At 62.6% G+C, this 17,684-nt stretch carries 17 protein-coding genes; 8 read left to right on the top strand and 9 right to left on the bottom strand.

From position 1 onward, the window contains the following. Position 1 precedes the first annotated feature (1 nt). Both aguB and A2I95_RS18030 read left to right on the top strand, forming a co-directional pair. Positions 2-883: an N-carbamoylputrescine amidase gene (aguB, locus tag A2I95_RS18035; RefSeq protein WP_291731816.1), complete on the top strand. Its 882-nt coding sequence runs from the start codon at positions 2-4 to the stop codon at positions 881-883. Continuing rightward, positions 880-1,341 carry a GNAT family N-acetyltransferase gene (locus tag A2I95_RS18030; protein ID WP_291731814.1) on the top strand — a complete coding sequence of 154 codons (462 nt, stop codon included), beginning with the start codon at positions 880-882 and terminating at the stop codon, positions 1,339-1,341. The genes aguB and A2I95_RS18030 overlap by 4 nt, the downstream gene beginning before the upstream one ends. 35 nt (positions 1,342-1,376) lie before the next feature. On the opposite strand, the gene A2I95_RS18025 is transcribed toward A2I95_RS18030, so the two are convergent. The 4 genes from A2I95_RS18025 to A2I95_RS18010 are packed head-to-tail and all read right to left on the bottom strand — an operon-like array spanning position 1,377 to position 6,106. Continuing rightward, positions 1,377-2,489: an agmatine/peptidylarginine deiminase gene (locus tag A2I95_RS18025; RefSeq protein WP_291731812.1), complete on the bottom strand. Its 1,113-nt coding sequence runs from the start codon at positions 2,487-2,489 to the stop codon at positions 1,377-1,379. A 16-nt stretch (positions 2,490-2,505) separates the two neighbouring features. After that, positions 2,506-3,435 (bottom strand): ABC transporter permease, encoded by a 930-nt coding sequence (locus A2I95_RS18020; RefSeq protein WP_291731811.1) that lies wholly within the window; start codon positions 3,433-3,435, stop codon positions 2,506-2,508. Further along, positions 3,432-4,439 carry an ABC transporter permease gene (locus A2I95_RS18015; protein WP_291731809.1) on the bottom strand — a complete coding sequence of 336 codons (1,008 nt, stop codon included), beginning with the start codon at positions 4,437-4,439 and terminating at the stop codon, positions 3,432-3,434. The genes A2I95_RS18020 and A2I95_RS18015 overlap by 4 nt, the downstream gene beginning before the upstream one ends. An 11-nt stretch (positions 4,440-4,450) precedes the next feature. Then, a complete protein-coding gene (locus tag A2I95_RS18010) occupies positions 4,451-6,106 on the bottom strand; it encodes an ABC transporter substrate-binding protein (protein WP_291731806.1) in 1,656 nt (551 codons plus the stop codon). Positions 6,107-6,322: 216 nt separating this feature from the next. Between A2I95_RS18010 and A2I95_RS18005 the strand changes: the two genes are divergently transcribed. Together A2I95_RS18005 and A2I95_RS18000 are read left to right on the top strand one after the other, a co-directional pair. Continuing rightward, on the top strand, positions 6,323-7,312 hold the full coding sequence (locus tag A2I95_RS18005) for an ABC transporter ATP-binding protein (protein ID WP_291731804.1): 990 nt from the start codon (positions 6,323-6,325) through the stop codon (positions 7,310-7,312). Beyond that, positions 7,309-8,352 carry an ABC transporter ATP-binding protein gene (locus A2I95_RS18000; protein ID WP_291731802.1) on the top strand — a complete coding sequence of 348 codons (1,044 nt, stop codon included), beginning with the start codon at positions 7,309-7,311 and terminating at the stop codon, positions 8,350-8,352. Before A2I95_RS18005 ends, A2I95_RS18000 begins: the two co-directional genes overlap by 4 nt. Here A2I95_RS18000 and A2I95_RS17995 read toward each other — a convergent pair. Next, positions 8,349-9,230, bottom strand: coding sequence for a LysR substrate-binding domain-containing protein (locus A2I95_RS17995; protein ID WP_291731800.1), 882 nt, complete (start codon positions 9,228-9,230; stop codon positions 8,349-8,351). The genes A2I95_RS18000 and A2I95_RS17995 overlap by 4 nt on opposite strands. A gap of 99 nt (positions 9,231-9,329) precedes the next feature. On the opposite strand from A2I95_RS17995, the gene A2I95_RS17990 reads away from it, so the two are divergent. The 3 genes from A2I95_RS17990 to A2I95_RS17980 are packed head-to-tail and all read left to right on the top strand — an operon-like array spanning position 9,330 to position 12,332. Continuing rightward, entirely contained in the window at positions 9,330-10,349 is a 1,020-nt protein-coding gene (locus A2I95_RS17990; protein WP_291731799.1) for an agmatine/peptidylarginine deiminase, read from the top strand. Then, the gene (locus tag A2I95_RS17985) at positions 10,346-11,407 is read left to right on the top strand and encodes an agmatine/peptidylarginine deiminase (protein WP_291731797.1); all 1,062 of its coding nucleotides are present in this window, start codon (positions 10,346-10,348) and stop codon (positions 11,405-11,407) included. Before A2I95_RS17990 ends, A2I95_RS17985 begins: the two co-directional genes overlap by 4 nt. Before the next feature lie 46 nt (positions 11,408-11,453). Continuing rightward, entirely contained in the window at positions 11,454-12,332 is an 879-nt protein-coding gene (locus tag A2I95_RS17980) for a LuxR family transcriptional regulator (protein WP_291731795.1), read from the top strand. Positions 12,333-12,334: 2 nt separating this feature from the next. On the opposite strand, the gene A2I95_RS17975 is transcribed toward A2I95_RS17980, so the two are convergent. From A2I95_RS17975 to A2I95_RS17965, 3 genes are read right to left on the bottom strand one after another with little or no spacing between them, the layout of a single operon-like run. Next, positions 12,335-14,011 carry an amidohydrolase gene (locus A2I95_RS17975; protein ID WP_291731792.1) on the bottom strand — a complete coding sequence of 559 codons (1,677 nt, stop codon included), beginning with the start codon at positions 14,009-14,011 and terminating at the stop codon, positions 12,335-12,337. Positions 14,012-14,028: 17 nt separating this feature from the next. Next, on the bottom strand, positions 14,029-14,808 hold the full coding sequence (locus A2I95_RS17970) for a carbon-nitrogen hydrolase family protein (protein WP_291731788.1): 780 nt from the start codon (positions 14,806-14,808) through the stop codon (positions 14,029-14,031). Continuing rightward, on the bottom strand, positions 14,805-16,061 hold the full coding sequence (locus A2I95_RS17965; protein WP_291731786.1) for a Zn-dependent hydrolase: 1,257 nt from the start codon (positions 16,059-16,061) through the stop codon (positions 14,805-14,807). Before A2I95_RS17965 ends, A2I95_RS17970 begins: the two co-directional genes overlap by 4 nt. 305 nt (positions 16,062-16,366) lie before the next feature. Between A2I95_RS17965 and A2I95_RS17960 the strand changes: the two genes are divergently transcribed. After that, positions 16,367-17,023, top strand: coding sequence for a M20/M25/M40 family metallo-hydrolase (locus A2I95_RS17960; RefSeq protein WP_291731784.1), 657 nt, complete (start codon positions 16,367-16,369; stop codon positions 17,021-17,023). Here A2I95_RS17960 and A2I95_RS17955 read toward each other — a convergent pair. Then, positions 16,973-17,684, bottom strand: a 712-nt coding sequence (locus A2I95_RS17955) for an IS3 family transposase (RefSeq protein ID WP_291731782.1), incomplete at its 5' end; no start/stop codon positions are given. The genes A2I95_RS17960 and A2I95_RS17955 overlap by 51 nt on opposite strands.

Raw genomic sequence — 17,684 nt, 5'->3', positions numbered from 1 at the left:
CGTGCGACAGATAACGCTTGCGGCAACCCAGATGGCCTGCAGCTGGGACATCGACGAAAACATTGCCAAGGCCGAAGCACTGGTAGCCGGCGCCGCCGAGGCCGGCGCCCAGGTCATTCTTCTGCAAGAGCTGTTCGAAACCCCCTATTTCTGTCTCGAACAGTCGACAGACCATCTGCCGCTCGCCCGGCCACTGGAGCAAAGCAATGTGGTGCAGCATTTCACGTCTCTGGCCCGGAAGCTCGGCGTGGTGCTGCCAATCTCCTACTACGAGGAAGCCGGGCTGGCGCGCTACAACTCGCTGGCTATCGCCGATGCTGACGGCACCATCTTGGCCAACTACCGCAAGACCCATATCCCGCAGGCGCCGGGCTATGAGGAGAAGTTCTATTTCTCGCCAGGCGATAGTGGTTTCCGGGTGGTAGAGACCCGCTTTGGCCGGATCGGATGCGGCATCTGCTGGGACCAGTGGTTCCCGGAAACAGCCCGCTGCCTGGCGCTGCAGGGGGCTGAGGTGCTGCTGTTCCCGACTGCCATCGGCACTGAACCCAAGTACCCCGAGATGGACAGCAGCGGCCATTGGCGGCGCACGATGCAGGGGCATGCCGCTGCAAACATGGTCCCGGTCGTGGCGTCCAACCGCGTGGGCATGGAGCAGGACGGCGAAACGGCTGGTGTCTTCTACGGCACCTCATTCATTGCAGGCTACACCGGGGAGATCCTGGCAGACGCCAACCGCACGGACGAAACCTTCATCACGGCAGCTGTCGATCTGGACGCCGCCGCGCGCTACCGCAGCGCCTGGGGCGTGTTCCGGGACCGCAGGCCGCATATGTACGGGGCGCTGCGCACCCTGGATGGCAAAACAGGAACTGTGCGATGACCAACTTGCTGACGATCCGGTCGATTGAACAAAGCGACCGTGAAAGCTGGGACCGGCTGTGGACCGGCTACCTCACCTTCTACAAGGCTACGCTGCCGGAGCGCATCTACGGCAGCAGCTTTGCGAGGCTGCTGTCGGCGGATGCGCGGGAATACCGTGGCCTGATTGCGGAGCTGAATGGCGATGCCGTTGGACTCGCCCACTATCTGCTGCACCGCGACATGTGGTCTGTCGAAGATACCTGCTACCTACAGGACTTGTTCGTTGATCCGCAGGCGCGCGGTGCCGGCGTCGGACAGGCTTTGATTGACGATGTGGCAAAACGGGCGGAGGCAGAAGGAGCCTCTGTCCTCTATTGGCACACGCAGGAGTTCAATCACACTGCACGCAGGCTCTACGACAAGGTTGCCACGCTGACACCATTCGTGAAGTACGACAAACCCCTCTCCCCCAACTGAACAAGGGGCCAAGCAATTGGCCCCTTTTTTTGCACTCAGACCGCGGGCACCTGCTGGGTGATGCAATGAACCCCGCCGCCGCCGCCGCCGATCATGCGGCCGGAAACGCCCACAACGCGCCGGTCAGGGAAAGCCTCGCGCAGGATGGCGAGCGGCTGATCATCCTCTGCCATGCGGCCGGAGACGGGAACGATGATAGCGCCATTGCAGATGTAGAAGTTCATGTGAACGACGTCATAGCTGGTCAACGGAATCTCAATAATCTCGAAGCGACGCCCGTGAACGTCCGTTTCCTGTTGCAGGATGCGTTTGGCATCCTGGGTGATCCGGTAGTTAGGGTCGGAGCGGTCATCGGTTGTGTGCAGCAGAACGACGCCCGGCGCGGCAAAGGCTGCCATGCCGTCCACGTGCCCGTCGGTGATCGGGTCGGGGGTGAGGCCGCGGGGCAGCCAGATCACCTTCTGCACACCCAGACCGGCCTTCAGTTCTGCCTCCACCCGGGCCTTGGTCCAGCCAGGGTTGCGGTTCTTGTGCAGCAGGCACTCCTCGGTGGTCAGCAGTGTGCCTTGGCCGTCCACCGCCACACCGCCGCCCTCCAGCACCAGATCTGATGCGTACATTGGCAGACCCAGATGCGCCGCGAACCGGCCTTTGACCAATGTATCATGCTTGTAGGGGGGGAACTTGCCGCCCCAGCCGTTGAAGGTGTAGCCGGTGATCCGGCGCGCGCCTTGCGCGTTCTGCACGATCATCGGCCCGCTGTCGCGCGACCAGGCATCGTTCAGCGGCATTTCGATCAGGGTGATCTCCGCGGAAAGCAGCTTTTTCGCCGCTGCCATGTCGCGCTGCCGCACTGCCATGGTGACGGGCTCATACTCCGCCACGGTATTGGCAACATCGGCCCATTCCCTGCGCGCAGCGTTGAGCTGGTTGGGATACCAATTCTGTGGCGGCGGGAATTGCATCAAAGTGTGCTCGTGCCGGGCCCATTCGGCAGGAAAGGCAAAGCCGTCCGTGGCCGCGCTGCCCGGAATGAGTTCGGCCCCGGTCTTGGCGTAGTTCACAGACCGGTCTGCAGCTGCAGGGCCTGCTGTCAGCACGCCAGAGAGCGCCGCTGTTGCTGAGGCGAGAAAGTTTCGTCGGTTCATATCAGGAGTTCCTTGTTCAAATGCCGGCTTCGGAAGCGCCGAGCGAAGGATCGAGGTGGTCGCGCAGGCTGTCGCCAAGCAGGTTGAAACCGACTGCGACCAGTGCAATTGCGCCTCCGGGGAACACCGCCAGCCACCAGGAGGCCGGCTGGTGGGTGAGGCTGTCAAAGATCATCGCGCCCCATTCCGGTGTTGGCGGCTGCGCGCCCAGCCCGAGGAACGACAGCCCCGATGCCGCCAGGATCACAAAGCCGACGTCGGTGGTGGCCTGGACAATCACCAAAGGCCAGACCATTGGCAGCAGGTCCGAGAAGATCAGCCGCAGGTGCGAGGCGCCCATGCAGCGGGCGGCGGCGATGAATTCCTGCTCCTTCAGCGACAGGATGCGGCTGCGGATCAGCCGGGCGTACCAGGGCCAGAATACGGCGGCCAGGGCGATAGTTGTCGAGAGCATCCCGCCGCCAAAGCTGGCGGCGATCGCCGCGGCCAGGATCAATGCCGGGAAGGCCAGGAACAGGTCGGTGATGCGCATCAGGATCTCATCCGCCAGCCCGCCCGCGTAACCCGCGATCAGCCCGAAGCTGGTGCCGATGACGGCGGCGACGGCCAGAACAGCGAAGGACACCGACAGCGAAATCCAGGATCCGGCCACCACCCGCGCCAGCATGTCCCGGCCGATCTTGTCGGTGCCCATCCAATGCTCGGCCGAGGGCGGATCAAGCCGCGTTCGGATGTTCATCTTGAGCGGGTCAAAGGCGGTGATATGCGTGTCCATCACGTAGGCACCAAAGGCAAGAAGCGAGATCGTCGTCACCAGGGTGACAATTGCCACCGCCAATGCAGCCTGGCCCGAAGAGCAGGCAAAGCCGGCAACCGGGTTGATGATGCGGCCAAGGGTTTTGGGCAGGCGGGTAGGGGACGGGGGCAAGGAGGTTTCGGCGCTCATGTCAGATCCACCCGCGGGTCGAGGAAGGAATAGCTCAGATCAACAAGGAAGTTGATCAGCGTGTAGGCCACCGACACCACAAGGGTGATGGCCATGATGGCGTTGTAGTCGGAGGCCGAGATGGCGTTTGCAGTGTAGCGGCCGAGCCCCGGCCAGTCGAAGATCAGCTCGATGAAGACTGCGCCGGAAATCAGCAGGCCGGTGTTCAGCCCGAAGATGGTAACGATGGGCAGCAGGGCATTGCCAAGCGCATGTTTGAAATAGACCTGGACCGGTGAGATCCCCTTGGAGCGCGCGGTGCGGATGAAATCCTGCGACAGCACTTCCAGCAGCGAAGTTCGCACCACCCGGATGGTGATCGCCATCGAGGGGATCGCCAGCACCGCAACCGGCAGGACCATATGGTGCAGCGCGTCCGCGAACAGGTCGAACCGGCCTGCAATCAGGCTGTCGATGGTCATGAAGCCGGTCACGAAATCGGGGGCTGTGATCCCGGTGCCAAGCCGCCCGCCAAAAGGCACCAGCCCCAGGGTGGCAAAGAAGACCAGCTGGAAGACAAGCGCAATCCAGAAATCGGGCACTGACAGGCTCAGAACCGCAACGCTGCGCACGCCTGCATCCGCGGGGCGGCCGCTATTGACCGCCGCCAGCGTGCCCAGCAGCACCCCCAGCAGCAGCGAGATCAGGCCAGCCGCAATGACCAGTTCCAGCGTTGCTGGAAAGAAGGTCAAAATGTCCTCGGAAATCGGCCGCCGGGTCACGACCGAGCGTCCGAAGTCGCCTTGCAGCACATTGCTGACATAGGCCGTGAACTGCGTGATGACCGGGTCGTCCAGGCCAAGCCGCTCGCGCACCGCAGCCACTGCCTCAGCATTGGCGCGGGCGCCGGCGATCAGGCGCGCGGGATCGCCCGGCAGCAGCCGGGCGAGCGCGAAGGTCATCAGCACGACACCGGCCAACAGCGCCAGGGTGGCGGCGGTGCGTCTGAGTATGAAGCGCAGCATTCAGACACCCCTCAAGACTTGCGCGACAGGTTGTACATATCAAGCGTCGCCACATAGATCGGATTGTTCTCCAGCCCGGCGATATCGCTGCGCGATACAAACTGCGACCGCTCCTGCAGGATCGGTAGCCAGGCCGGGTCTTCGTTGGTCAGGATGCCGGCAAGGCGCTGGAACTTGGCCGTCATCTCCTCATCCATCACCTGGTTGCGCAGAGCGTCGATCAGCGCCGTCGCCTCGGCATTGGCATAGCGCCCGGTGTTGCCGTCGAATGTGGCCGCATCGCCGCTGAACAGGCCCCAGGCAAAGCTGTAGGGATGGTCCACATTAGGCCACCAGGAGAAATAGAACAGATCGGGGCGCTCCTCGGCGGTGCCTTCGCCGAAGAACACGTCGAGATACGCGGAGAAGGACATTTCCTGAAGTTTGAGGCTGATCCCGATCTCCGACAGCCAGGCCTGCAGCAGCTGGCCTTCGATGTCGCCGAAGCCGGAGTAATAGGCCATCGTCAGCTCGGTGCCTGCTGCGATCCCGGCCTCAGCCAGCAGCGCGCGGGCCTTGTCCAGGTCAAACGGCAGCAGCCGGTCCTTGCCGTCCATGCCCTGCATCAGCGAGGGGAAGACCGAGGTGGGCTTGTCCGCGGTGCCAAGCGCCACTTCCTCGATATAGGTGTCATGGTCAAAGGCGTGGCAGAGCGCCTGGCGCGCGCGCCGGTCGGCCAGTTTCCCGTCGGTGGCAAAGGCCACATATTGCACCGTGAAGGTCGGGGTATCGCTTAGGGAGAACCGCGGGTCGTCGCGCAGGACCACCATGTCCTCCGGCTCCATCGCCAGGGTCATATCGGCCTCGCCGGTTTCCAGCAGCTGGCGGCGGGTGGCGGAGACCGGAATGGTCTTGGTGATCACCCGGTCAAAATGCGGATGGTCCCAGCCGCCCCGGAAATCAGCATTGGCGGCAAAGGTAGCATCCTGGCCCGGATTGAGGCTTGCCAGCCGGTAAGGCCCAGAGCCCACCGGATTGGCCTGCAGGTATTCGGAGCCCATGTCGTCATCGCCCTTGGAATGCGCCTCGGCCGCTGCCGGGCTGGCGATCCAGAACCCGTATTGCGAGGACACCTGACGGTCGAAGAACGGGCGCGGCTCGCCCAGGTCAAAGCGGATGGTCTTTGCGTCCACAACAACGATCTGGCTTTCCGGATCCTCCAGCTGCCAGGTCCCGGCCAGCCCGGCGGGGTGCAGCACCAGGCGTGTGACCGCCTTTTTCACCGCCGCGGCATCGCAGGGGGTGCCGTCATGGAATACCACCCCTTCCGCCAGGGTGAAAGTCCAGCTGCTTGCGTCTTCGCTGGCTTCCCAGGATGTGGCCAGTGCTGGTGCCGCCTTGAGCGTGTTGGCGCCGTCCAGCACGGTCAGCGTTTCATAGACCGGGCGCAGACCGAAGGCCCATTCGATATTGGTGGCCGGGTCGAGGTTTTCGACCGTAGCATCCACTAGAACCACCAGGGTTTTGGGATCGCGGGCACCCAGGCCGGGAGGCGTGGCAGCACCCGCCGCCCAGGCCGCCGGACCCGGCGCCGCCGCCATCGCGGCAAAGGCGCAGCTGCCCGCCAGGAAGGACCGGCGCGGCAGTTGAAATTGCGGAGTATGCGGGCGTTTTCGCGAATGGGTCATGTTCAGCTCCCTATTTTTCCAGGAAATCTGCGCCTCGGCCATTCAGCGAACCGCTTACCGTTTCCTTGCCTCTAAACTCCCAAATTAGCGCGGTTTCTGTCGATACCACCTAAGGGGCACAGCCACCGGAGGCGGATGGGCTATAGTTATCTGCAACAGAGCCGGCTCCCCTCCGCATGAGGAAAGGCCGCTGCAGGAAAGGACCTTGCGTCAGCCATGGCACTTTTGGATGTGACAGACTTAACTGTAAGCCTCACAGCAGGCAGCAGCACCGCAACAATCATCGAGCAGCTATCGCTGCGTCTTGAACGCGGCAAATGCCTCGGCATTGTCGGCGAAAGCGGCTCCGGGAAAAGCACCGCGGCCATGGCCATCATGGGGCTGCTGACAGATGGGCCTTTGCGGGTCTCCGGGCAGATCCTGTTCGATGGCGCCGATCTGGCACAGATGCGGCCCGCGGAGTTCCGCAAGCTGCAAGGCACCGGCATCGCGATGATCTTCCAGGACCCGATGAGCAGCCTGAACCCGGTGATGCGGATCGGCGATCAGATCGTGGAATGCCTGCAGGCACACCGGCGCCTGACTAATACCAACGCCCGGGGCAAGGCCGTTGAGGCGCTGGCACGCGTGGGCATGCCGGATCCCGAAGGTATGATGCACCGCTATCCGCATCAGCTGAGCGGCGGCCAGCGCCAGCGCGTCATGATCGCGATGGCCATCGTGTTCGAGCCAAAGCTGCTGATCGCCGATGAGCCAACCACCGCGCTTGACCTGACAATCCAGGCGCAAATCCTGCAACTGTTGAAAAAGCTCTCGCGCGATCTGAACATGGCACTGGTGCTGATCACCCACGATCTGGGGGTGGTCGCCGGGATGAGCGACGAGGTGATTGTGCTGTATTCCGGGCGCGATGTGGAGCACGGGCCGACTCAGGAAGTTCTCGAAAACCCACAGCATCCGTATACCCGGGGTCTGTTGGGGGCGCATCCGTCGATGGACGGAGATTGCGGCCGGCTGGCGCCTATTGCGGGCTCCCCGCCGGCGATCTGGCAGCGCCCTTCGGGCTGCGTTTTTCACGACCGCTGCCCGGCAGCAATTGATAGCTGTGCCTCGGTCAAGCCGCAGCTCGTTGCAACGCCGCAGCAGGCGCACCGGGTCACTTGCCTGCTGCACGCCACTCCTCCGCTGGCAAAGGAAACCGCATGAGCCAGAGTTCACATCCCGCCCTTGAAATCAGGGACCTTTCTGTCGAATTCCGCGCACCCGCAAACCGGGGGCTTTTCGAAAAGCCAGCAACCTTCAAGGCGCTCAGCGGTATTTCCCTGGATATCCGGCAGGGCGAGGTTATGGGGCTGATCGGAGAATCCGGCAGCGGCAAAACCACTCTTGGCAAGGCCATCGTCGGGCTGACGGAGACATCCGCGGGCAGTATCTGTATCAAGGGACAGCACGCCGGTCCTGCGCGCGCGGCTGGCCGCCGCAGTCTGGCGCGCCTGGTGCAGATGGTGTTTCAGGACCCTTATGCATCGCTGCACCCGAGGAAAACCATTGGGCAGACCCTGTCCGAACCCTTCACGATCCAAAGAACCGCCTCCCGCGCCGGGATTGCACCCCGGGTCCGGTCCCTGCTGCAGCGCGTGGGGCTGAGCCCGGACCATGCTGCGCGCTATCCCCAGCATTTCAGCGGCGGGCAGCGCCAGCGCATTGCCATTGCCCGGGCCATTGCCAATAATCCGCCGGTGATCATTGCCGACGAACCTGTCAGCGCGCTGGATGTTTCGGTGCAGGCCCAGATTTTGAACTTGCTGGACGACCTGCGCGCCGAGCAGAACATGGCCATGCTCTTTATCAGCCACGACCTGTCGGTGGTGCGGCACCTGTGCCAGCGTATCGCGGTCATGTACCTGGGCCGGATCGTCGAGATCGGCCCTGCGAAAGAGATGACCGCCGCCCCTGCGCATCCCTATACGACGTCTTTGCTGTCGGCGGCACCGCGGGTCAAGGCCAGGAACCGTGCGCAAGCCGCACCGATCGTCCTGTCCGGCGATGTTCCCTCACACGCCGCCATTCCCAGCGGCTGCCCGTTTCATACCCGTTGCTGGCTCTATGAACAGAAGGGCTGCCCGGCCCGCTGCCGGACCGAAATGCCCCGGCTTGAAACACTGCCGGGCGGGCGGCAAGCGGCTTGTTTCTTCCCGGAGGAGGCTGCCACACCGGCACGATCCCCCGCGGCGGCCTGCGTTTAGCTATCGCTGGTTTCCGCCAGCATCCAGTCCCACAGCGAACGAACCGCGGCCCGTTGAAGGTTACGCTCCAGCGTCACCAGATGATACTGGCTGCCGCTGTGCAAGGAAACCCGGCTCAGCACTTGCAGTCTGCCCTCGCTGACCAGCGGCTGCACCAGCACCCGGTCGCAGAGGCACATCCCCAGCCCGCGTGCGGCCGCATCAACCGCCAGCGCGGTATCGGAGAAATTCAACCCTTTCGAACAGTCCGACCGCTCCACCCCCGCCGCCAGGAACCAGCTCTGCCAGTCGTCGGGGTGTTCGTCATGGATCAGGGGGGCCACGCTCAGGCAGTTCTGAAACTCTGCGGCCAGGCCGGAGCTTGCAAGCGGTACGCGCTCCTCCATCAGAAATGGGGCGGTGATAAAGCCTTCGCCCGCAGGCGGAGCGGCCGTCACCGTGATGTCAAATTCGGACTCGGTGAGATCGACGTCATGGCCACCGGTGTAAAGCCACGGGTCGACCTCGGGATGGCGGCCGCGGAACTGCACGAGCCTGGGTGCGAACCAGAGCGCGCCGAAGGCCGGCGGCATGTGGATAACAACAGACCCGGGTTTCGAATAGGCATCAAGCCGCCGCACGCCAAGCCGCACCGTCTCCAGCGCGTCCTGTGCCGAGACCAGCAGGTCGCGGCCGGCGTCTGTCAGTTCCACCCGGCGGCTGATGCGCAGGAAGAGCGGCTGCTGCAGATGCGTTTCCAGGGTCCGGATCTGATGCGACACCGCCGATTGCGTCATGTTCAGTTCTTCAGCCGCGAGCGAGAAGCTGCCCAGCCGGGCCGCCGCTTCGAACCCGATCAGGGCGCCTAACGGAGGCAAGGGGCGATAAGGGTTATTCATTAAAATATCTCATCGTTATGGCAAGAATTACCCGTTTGTCCATTACATATACTCACACCTAAACTGCAGAACAACAATTCCTGCACGATGGAGCCTTTCATGCCCGAACAGCAAATCCCGAAATCCGCAGGCTTCCGGATGCCCGCCGAATGGGCGCCGCATCTGCGCACCTGGATGATGTGGCCGACGCGCGAAGGCTTCTGGCCGGACATGGAAGAGACCCGCCGGAACTATGCCGCCGTCGCTCATGCCATCCGCGCATTCGAGCCGCTGACCATGCTGGTCCGCCCTGAGGACGCGGCACCCGCAAAATCAATGCTGGGGTCTGACATAGAAATCCTCACCAGCCCGATTGACGACAGCTGGGCGCGGGATGCCGGGCCCTGCTTTCTGACCAATGGAAAGGGCGGACGGGCCGGCGTGTCTTTTGGGTTCAATGCCTGGGGCGGTAAATACCAGCCGTTTGACGGGGATGATGCTGCGGCTGACGCGATTTTGAATGCCGCCGATGTACCAATCTTCCACTCCGGCCTCATCGCCGAAGGCGGCGGGGTCTCTGTCGATGGCGAGGGCACCATCCTGACCACGGACAGCTGTTTTCCCAATGCCAACCGCAATCCCGGCTGGACCCGTGAACGCATCGAGCAGGAGCTGAAGGCCATGCTTGGCGGCGACAAGGTGATCTGGCTGCCTGGCAATGCGGAGGAAACCGAAACCGACGGCCATGTCGACGGCATCGCAACCTTCGTTGCGCCGGGCGTGGTGCTGATCGAGGCGGAAGGCCCCGCGGATCATGACTGGCACAGCATCAATGCGGCCAACATCACTGCGATGGAGGGCCAGACCGACGCCAAGGGCCGCGGCATCACGCTGGTAAAGATCCCGGACGCTGCCAGCGCGGTCTCGGACGATCCGCGGTTCTGCCGCTCCTACGTCAATTCCTACATCTGCAACGGCGGCGTGGTGATGCCTGAATACGGGATCCGCGAGGACGGGCTAGTGCGCGAAACCTTCGAAGAACTCTTGCCCGGCCGCAGTGTGGCGCAAGTGCCGATCTCTGCCATCGCCATTGGCGGCGGCGGCATTCACTGCATCACCCAGCAGGAGCCCGCGGCATGACTTCTCAGACCTCAACAGACCTGATTGCAGCCCTTTCCAGCGGCAAGAGCCCCGGTGAACTGGGCTTTGTCATGCCGATCGAAACCGCCCCCCATGCCGCCTGCTGGATGGCCTGGCCCTGGGACGGCCACACGGACAATTGGGGCAGCGGCCTGGTGGCTGCGCAGGAGAACTTCGTGCGGATTGCCGCTGCGATTTCTTGTTTCGAGCAAGTGCGGGTGGCCGCGCATCCCGATCACACAGCCCGCGCCCGCAGCCTGCTGCCGCCTCAGGTCGATGTCGTGCCGCTGAAGCAGAACGATCACTGGTTCCGCGACACCGGCCCGCTTTTTGTGACGGATGGCAAGGGGCAGACCATCGGCTCCAACCTGATTTTCAACTGCTGGGGCGGGAAGTTTCCGGACTACGAACATGATGCAGTCATCGGTGCCGCGCTTTTGCGCCACCTTAACCTGCCGCTGTTTCAGTCTCCTCTCACCGGCGAGGGGGGCGGCTTGCATGTGGACGGCCGCGGCACCGTCATCACCACCGAGACCTGCTTTCTAAACCCCAACCGCAATCCGGGCATGACCAAGGCGGATGTGGAGGCTGAACTGTTCCGTGCCATTGGCGCCCGCAAGGTCATCTGGCTGCCGGGCGACGAGGAAGAGTGGATCACCGACGGCCACATCGACGGCATGCTGACCTTCACCGCACCGGGCAAGCTGCTGTTCGAACGCAACCCGGACCCGACCAGCCCGCGCCACAAAGTCTGCGAGGAGAACCTCAAGGCCCTGCGCGGACAGACCGATGCCGATGGCCGGGAAATCGAGATCGGGCTGATCGACGAGGCCTATATGATCGAGCCTGAGACGGACACTACGGCACTGTCTTATGTGAATGCCTATATCGCAAACGGCGGCGTGGTGATCCCCTCGTTCGGCACGCCCACAGATGCTTCCGCGCGGGAAACCTTTGCCAAGGCATTCCCCGGTCACGAAGTCCTGCAAGTTGACGTGAAGGGGATCCGCCATGCCGGAGGCGGCATCCATTGCATGACACAGCAGCAGCCGGCCTAGGCAAAAAGAAGGCCAGAGCGATTTGCCATGAAAAAGGGGAGATTCAATGTTTGACGCAGTAAACATGCAAGACATCAGCAGAACCGGAGCATCAGACGGCTTGGACGGCCTCGCCCGGGCCATAGAGCTTGTCGGGCAAGAGGGGTTCCTGACCACGCTCGCAGACCTGTGCCAATCGGCATCGGGATATGACAGCACCTTTGCCGTGGCCTTTTTCCCGGACCATCCGCCGGTGGAGCTGTTCGACAACCTGTCAGATGAATACAGCGCCGCGACAATCAAGCCTTACTTGGATTTTGCCTGCTTCCTCGACCCCTTCTACAATCTTTTCCAGCAGGGGATCGGGGACCAAGTGGTCACGCTTGGCGAATGTGCACCCGACGATTTCATGGCGTCCGAGTACTACCAGACCTTTTATGCAAGCACCGGCCTGTTTGACGAAACCAGCCTGTTCGTCGCATTTCAGAATGGTGCCGCTGTGGTGATTTCGCTGGGCAGCAGGGAAGAAGGCTTTCAGCTTGGCGCGGATCAACGGGCTGCACTTGCCGCGCTGCTGCCTTGTATCGCAGCACTCTGCCGCCGCCACTGGCCCGCACTGGATCCGGATTCACTGGTCGGCAGCGGGCGCATGGGGCTGCATCTGAAAAAATCCTTTGAGCGCTTTGCCAGCTCAGTGCTGAGCGGGCGCGAGGCTGAGATCGTGCAGCTGATCCTGAAAGGGCATTCCTCGAAGTCTATTGCCCGCGAGCTGGGCAACAGTCCGGAAACGGTCAAGGTTCACCGCAAGCGTATCCACAACAAGCTGGGCATCACCTCGCAGGGGGAGCTGTTCTCGCTGTTCCTTGAAGCGTTGACCCGGGCACCAGCCAATGCGACTGGCGACCCGCTCACTTACCTCGACAGGCCAGTGAGCGAGCAGCTCTAATTTCATTCTGAAAACAGCCCTGCGTCATCAAAAACCGCCTCGCCCTGCAGCAGAGTCGCCTCGACGGCAACGCCGCTGATGCTATCCAGCGGGATTTCCAGGATGTTTTCGTTCAACACCACAAGGTCCGCGAATTTGCCCGGCTCAAGGGACCCGGTCCGGTCATCGTGGCGCAGAGCCACAGCCGGGTTGATGGTCATCGCCTCTATGGCGGTAGCGACATCCGGCAAGCCATTGCGTTCCCGGCTGACTGCGGTTTCGATCTTGATCAGCGGGTTCAGCTCATCCGCATCCCAGTCGCTCGACAGCGTTACGGTCGCCCCCGCCTCCAGCAGCGCTTCTGCAGGCAGCAGAAAATCAGTGCGATCGCCAATGAACTCCGCCATGAAGGCCTCGTAATCCTTGCTGACAGCACTTGGCGCCAGCTGCAGGTCGGCAATGGCGCCAAGCTCGGAAAACCGGGGGTAATCCTCGGGATCGACAAGATAGAGGTGGGTCAGCCGGTGCGGCCCGGCCTCCGGCGCGGCCTGGGCAATCGCGTCCAGCGCAAGACGGGCGCCATAGTCGCCTGTCACGTGGAAATGCAGCTGGAAGCCCGCCGCCGACAGTTCCCGCGCGGCCCGCATCAACGCCTCCTTCTCAAAGTACAGATAGCCGTATTCCTCTCCTTCCGGCAGATCCAGCCCGGCCTCATAGGGCTTCAGCAAGGCGCCTGTCGCCTGGCTCAGGATGCCATCAACATAGATCTTGGCGACGTTGAAGCGCACCAGCCGGTCCGGGTCATTGTGGTAGAGGGCTTTGAGTTCGGAAAGCTGCTCCTCGAGCGGGCGGTCAGGGTAGATGTAGAAGGCGTTCGAAGCCCGAAGGGTCAGTTCGCCGGCTTGCTCTGCCCAGTCCCAGACCTGGTGATGACCCTGGGGCCAGTAACCGCCCGCATCGCTGACAGAGGTGATGCCGTTGGCATTCAGTTCCGCTGCCGCGTTCAGCAGGCTGCCGTAGGCGAACTCCAGATTATCCCGGGTGGGCGGGAAAGCAAGCGTGCGCAGGTTGCGCGGTGCGTTTTCAAGCACCACCCCGTTGGGTTGCCCGCCGGGACCGCGCAGGATGATATTGCCATTGGCAGCATTCTCTGCCGTGCCGTATCCCGCAGCCTGCAGCGCCGGCGAATTGGCCCAGGCGCCGTGGCCGATGTCATCGAGGATCATCACCGGTTGGTCCGGCGAGATTTCGTCGAGCACCTCAACCGGGTTCCCGTGCAAGTCCAGCAGGTTGACCATATTCACACCGGCCCCCAGCACCCACGCGCCAGTATCGCCGTTTTCAGCGCAGCCCCGCACCGTGGCCTTGTAACCCGCAAGAGTATCAAAGGGTTCAAACGGGCAAAGGACCGCATTCACACCGGCCTCCACCGCATGCAGGTGGATGTCCTGAAACCCAGGCAGCACCATGCGGCCGCCAAGGTTCACGATCTCCGCATCTTTACCTGCGGCAGCCAGCACTTCGGCCTCGCTGCCAACGGCGGCAATGACGCCGGTTTCATCAATGGCAAGCGCCTCAGCCCAGCTGCGCTCCTCATCCACCGTGTAGATGACGGCATTGGTCAGAACCAGAGTCTCCGCCCATGCCGCACCACCTGCAAATCCGGCCAATCCCGCCGCAACCGCACAAAGATGTTTCATTGCACACCTTCCTGTTTTTACTTTTTGTCAAATACATACCGGGGATAAGTGGCCTTGGCATCCCGCGCCGCACTGGCGCTGACAGAGACCGTGGCAAATGGCTGCTCCTCGCTGGTTACTGCGAGAACCTCCCCGTCCGGATCTACCGCCACGGACAGCCCCTCAAAGGCAAAACCGTCCGCCGCCGGATACGCGAAATTCGACGACAGGACATAACAGCCGCTCCGCACCGCCAAGGCACTGGCGCCGGAGATCCAGATATCGCTGCCCACATCCGGCGTCGCGCGCGGCACCAGAAGCACTTCCGCCCCCGCCTGCGACAGGCGGCAGGCATGCGCCCAGTCCCAAAGCTCGGTGCAGATGGCAAAACCGAAACGCACTCCGTTCCAATCCAGCGGCGCCGTTTGCTGCTCACCCGCTCCATACCATCGGCTCTCCCAATAGCCGTCTTCCTCCGGCAGCGCCGCTTTCTCATGCGGCTCGGCAGCAATCCGGTTTTCCCGCCATAGGAAGGCGCGGTTTCTGGGCTGGTCAGTTGCATTCAGAACCGGGCGCGATCCCGCCAAACCCGTTCCCAGTTGCTTTCCAAGCTCATCCAGGCTGCTCTCGTGGTCAGAAACAGACTGCTGCCACAACGCCGCGTCACGTTCCGGGCTGATGGCCAGCCAAAGGCTCAGCGGCATTTCCGGCAGCAGCACAAGATCGCTCCGCTCTGCCGCGGCATGGGCCGCCAGCGCTTCCGTTTGTGCCGCCCTTGCCTCCGGCCGCGGGTCCCAATTGGCAATAGTGACCCTCATGCCGTGGCCCCCGCCGGCGCCTGCACACCCGCTGCCTGCAGCGCAACATCCAGCAGCACATTCGCACCGGCGCGGACATGCTCCGGCGCCGTGTATTCCCGCTCGTTATGGCTGATGCCATCGCGGCAGGGCACAAAAACCATCGTTGCAGGCACGACCTTGGCCAGATGGAATGCGTCATGTCCGGCGCCGGAGACCATGTCCCGGGCGGCATAGCCCCGCGCCGCGGCACTGGTCCGCACCGCCTCAATCAGTTGCGTATCAAATGTGACCACAGGTGAGTGCCAAGTCTGCTCAAGGTTAATGTCCACACCCTCGGCTTCGGCATTCAACTGAGCAATGCCCTCGGCCAAGGTGCCATGCATATGCCCCAGCACGGCCTCATCGGGGTGGCGCATATCAACCGATAAGCGGACCTGCCCCGGCATCACATTGAAGGAGCCGGGCTGCGTTTCGATCACCCCGATAGTCGCGCGGGCATCCGGATCCTCCAGGCCAATCCGGTAAACTAGTTCCGTCACCGCTGCCAGCTGCCGCACTGGGTCGCGGCGCATTGCCATGGGCATCGGTCCCGCGTGGGTCTCTTCGCCGGTCATTGTCAGGGTATACCAGCGGATCGCCTGCCCGCCGGTGACCACCCCGATAGTCTTTTTCTCCTGCTCAAGGACCGGCCCCTGTTCGATATGCAGTTCCAGATAGCTGCCGATTGCGCGGCTGCCCGGCTCCACACCGCTATCGTAACCAAATCTTTCGAGTTCTTGCGCAACCGGAATGCCCGATGCGTCGGTAAGCGCCAGGGTCTCGGCAAGTGAATGCACGCCGCAATGAACGCCCGAGCCCATCATTGCGGGCTGAAACCGGGCGCCCTCCTCATTGGTCCACACGGCGACCTCCACCGGCGCCTCTGTTGCAAGTTCAAGATCTTCAAGCGTTTCCAGAACTTCCAGTCCGGCCAGCACCCCCAGTACCCCGTCGAACCGGCCACCCGAGGGCTGCGTGTCCAAGTGGCTGCCGATAACAACCGGAGGCGCTGCAGGGGTCCGGCCCGCGCGGCGGACGAACAGATTGCCGATCCTGTCGAAGACCGCTGTGAAGCCGCGGTTCTCGCACCATGCCAGAAACAGCTCGCGCCCGTCCTCGTCATCCTGGCTGAGTGCAAGCCGGTGCGAGCCGCCGTTCGCTGTTGCTCCGATTTCGGCCATGTCCATCAAACGGGACCAAAGCCGCGTTCCGTCCACCGAGTAGCCTGTCATCGAACGCTCCTGTAAAACTTGGCGAAATACCCGCATGATCCCTGTCAGGGCAGCTTCCCGGTAGTCCCCCATCAGTGGGACTGGCGGCCTGCCAAGAGGGGGAGCTGGCGGGTGTGACGCATCCGGAAAGGTTGCCGTTCGCGCCTTTGAGGCCGGGATGCAGTTGCAGTCCAGACCCGATAGTCCCTGCTGTGTTCGTCGCGCCGGCGCTACCCCCAATGGGGTAGCTGCCTTGCCGGGCGGCCTGGATTAGCATCGCCAAATCACCAAATCTTCACGTTGCACCAAAACTGATGGGACCAGCCATGCTCGATACCGGAATCAAGGAAAGGCTATGCGCTGCCGTCGATGACGGCTTTGAGGCACAGCTGGCCTTTACTTCCGATCTGGTGAAATTTGCCTCCACCCGCGGCAACGAGCGGGGCGTGCAGGACTGCATGGCCGACCGGCTGGCCGCGATCGGCTACGAGGTGGATCACTGGCGCATTTCCGATGAAGAGATACGGGATCATCCCGGCTATTCCCCTCTGACCCGCGACCTGGATCAGGCATTCAATACCGTAGGCGTTTTGCCATGCGAGTCCCCGGTAGGCCGGTCGCTGATCATCAATGGCCATGTCGATACCGTGCCCGCAGGTCCGGAGGAGATGTGGACTCGCCCGCCCATTGAGCCGGTGATTGACAGCGGCTGGATGTATTGCAGCGCCGCGGGCGATATGAAATCAGGGCTGGTTGCAGGTTTGTTCGCCATTGACGCGATCCGCGCGGCCGGGTTCCGTCCCGGTGCCGAGATTTGCGTACAGTTCGTGATCGAGCAGGAAAGCACCGGCGCGGGGACACTCGCCTGCCTCCAACGGGGCTACAGCGCCGATCTGGACGTGTCGCGGTTTGATGCCGCTCCAATTTCTCACTTAAGCGGCTTTTCTTTCGTAGGCCAAGGGGCTTTTCCAGCCCAGTGCTGAGTGCCGCCGGCGCGGATTGCAGAAGCCGTTTATGTATTCGAAGATGGCCATCCCGGCGTCCCTGCGCGTTTCCCAGGATCGCTGCCAGAGCAGCTCCGCCTTGAGGGTCTTGAAGAAGGTTTCGACCGCCGCGTTATCGTAGCAATTTCCAGTCCCGCTCATCGGCACCTTGAACCCATGCCGGCGCAGGATCTTTTGGTAGTCGTGCGAACAGTATTGGCTGCCGCGATCCGTGTGATGGATGCAGCCCTTCGACGGCCCGCGCAAAGCAATCGCCATGTTCAACGCCCGGATCGCCAGGCCGCGCTTCCTTCGGTTGCTGACAGCCCAACCGATAACCCGCCTGGAATGCAGGTCCAGGATGACAGCCAGATACAGCCATCCCTCTTGTGTCCGGACGCAGCCGGTACCGCCCGCCCGTTTCTGGTTCGGGAGGTCAGCACAGAAGTCCCGGTTCAAAAGATTCGGCGCGATGTTGAAGCTGTGATTGCTGCCGGCCGTGGCTTTGAACTTCCTGTTTCTTTTCACCGCAATGCGGTTCTCACGCATCAGGCGGCCAGCACGGCGGTGCCCGATATCAAAGCCAAGCTCCTTCAGTTCTTCGGTCATGCGGGGTCTGCCATCGCTGCCCAGGGACAGGCGGAACTGCTCACGGATGCGG

Source organism: Leisingera sp. F5 (assembly GCF_001593695.1).
This window is presented reverse-complemented; position numbering and strand designations above follow the sequence as displayed.

What these genes read in the sequence shown, in the direction of transcription:
- A2I95_RS17960 (WP_291731784.1), top strand. Translation starts at nt 16,367, where the DNA reads ATGCTCGATACCGGAATCAAGGAAAGGCTATGCGCTGCCGTCGATGAC.
- A2I95_RS17985 (WP_291731797.1), top strand. Translation starts at nt 10,346, where the DNA reads ATGACTTCTCAGACCTCAACAGACCTGATTGCAGCCCTTTCCAGCGGC.
- A2I95_RS18015 (WP_291731809.1), bottom strand. Translation starts at nt 4,439, where the DNA reads ATGCTGCGCTTCATACTCAGACGCACCGCCGCCACCCTGGCGCTGTTG.
- A2I95_RS17980 (WP_291731795.1), top strand. Translation starts at nt 11,454, where the DNA reads ATGTTTGACGCAGTAAACATGCAAGACATCAGCAGAACCGGAGCATCA.
- A2I95_RS17970 (WP_291731788.1), bottom strand. Translation starts at nt 14,808, where the DNA reads ATGAGGGTCACTATTGCCAATTGGGACCCGCGGCCGGAGGCAAGGGCG.
- A2I95_RS17965 (WP_291731786.1), bottom strand. Translation starts at nt 16,061, where the DNA reads ATGACAGGCTACTCGGTGGACGGAACGCGGCTTTGGTCCCGTTTGATG.
- A2I95_RS18025 (WP_291731812.1), bottom strand. Translation starts at nt 2,489, where the DNA reads ATGAACCGACGAAACTTTCTCGCCTCAGCAACAGCGGCGCTCTCTGGC.
- A2I95_RS18005 (WP_291731804.1), top strand. Translation starts at nt 6,323, where the DNA reads ATGGCACTTTTGGATGTGACAGACTTAACTGTAAGCCTCACAGCAGGC.
- A2I95_RS18020 (WP_291731811.1), bottom strand. Translation starts at nt 3,435, where the DNA reads ATGAGCGCCGAAACCTCCTTGCCCCCGTCCCCTACCCGCCTGCCCAAA.
- A2I95_RS18030 (WP_291731814.1), top strand. Translation starts at nt 880, where the DNA reads ATGACCAACTTGCTGACGATCCGGTCGATTGAACAAAGCGACCGTGAA.
- A2I95_RS17975 (WP_291731792.1), bottom strand. Translation starts at nt 14,011, where the DNA reads ATGAAACATCTTTGTGCGGTTGCGGCGGGATTGGCCGGATTTGCAGGT.
- A2I95_RS18010 (WP_291731806.1), bottom strand. Translation starts at nt 6,106, where the DNA reads ATGACCCATTCGCGAAAACGCCCGCATACTCCGCAATTTCAACTGCCG.
- A2I95_RS17995 (WP_291731800.1), bottom strand. Translation starts at nt 9,230, where the DNA reads ATGAATAACCCTTATCGCCCCTTGCCTCCGTTAGGCGCCCTGATCGGG.
- A2I95_RS17990 (WP_291731799.1), top strand. Translation starts at nt 9,330, where the DNA reads ATGCCCGAACAGCAAATCCCGAAATCCGCAGGCTTCCGGATGCCCGCC.
- A2I95_RS18000 (WP_291731802.1), top strand. Translation starts at nt 7,309, where the DNA reads ATGAGCCAGAGTTCACATCCCGCCCTTGAAATCAGGGACCTTTCTGTC.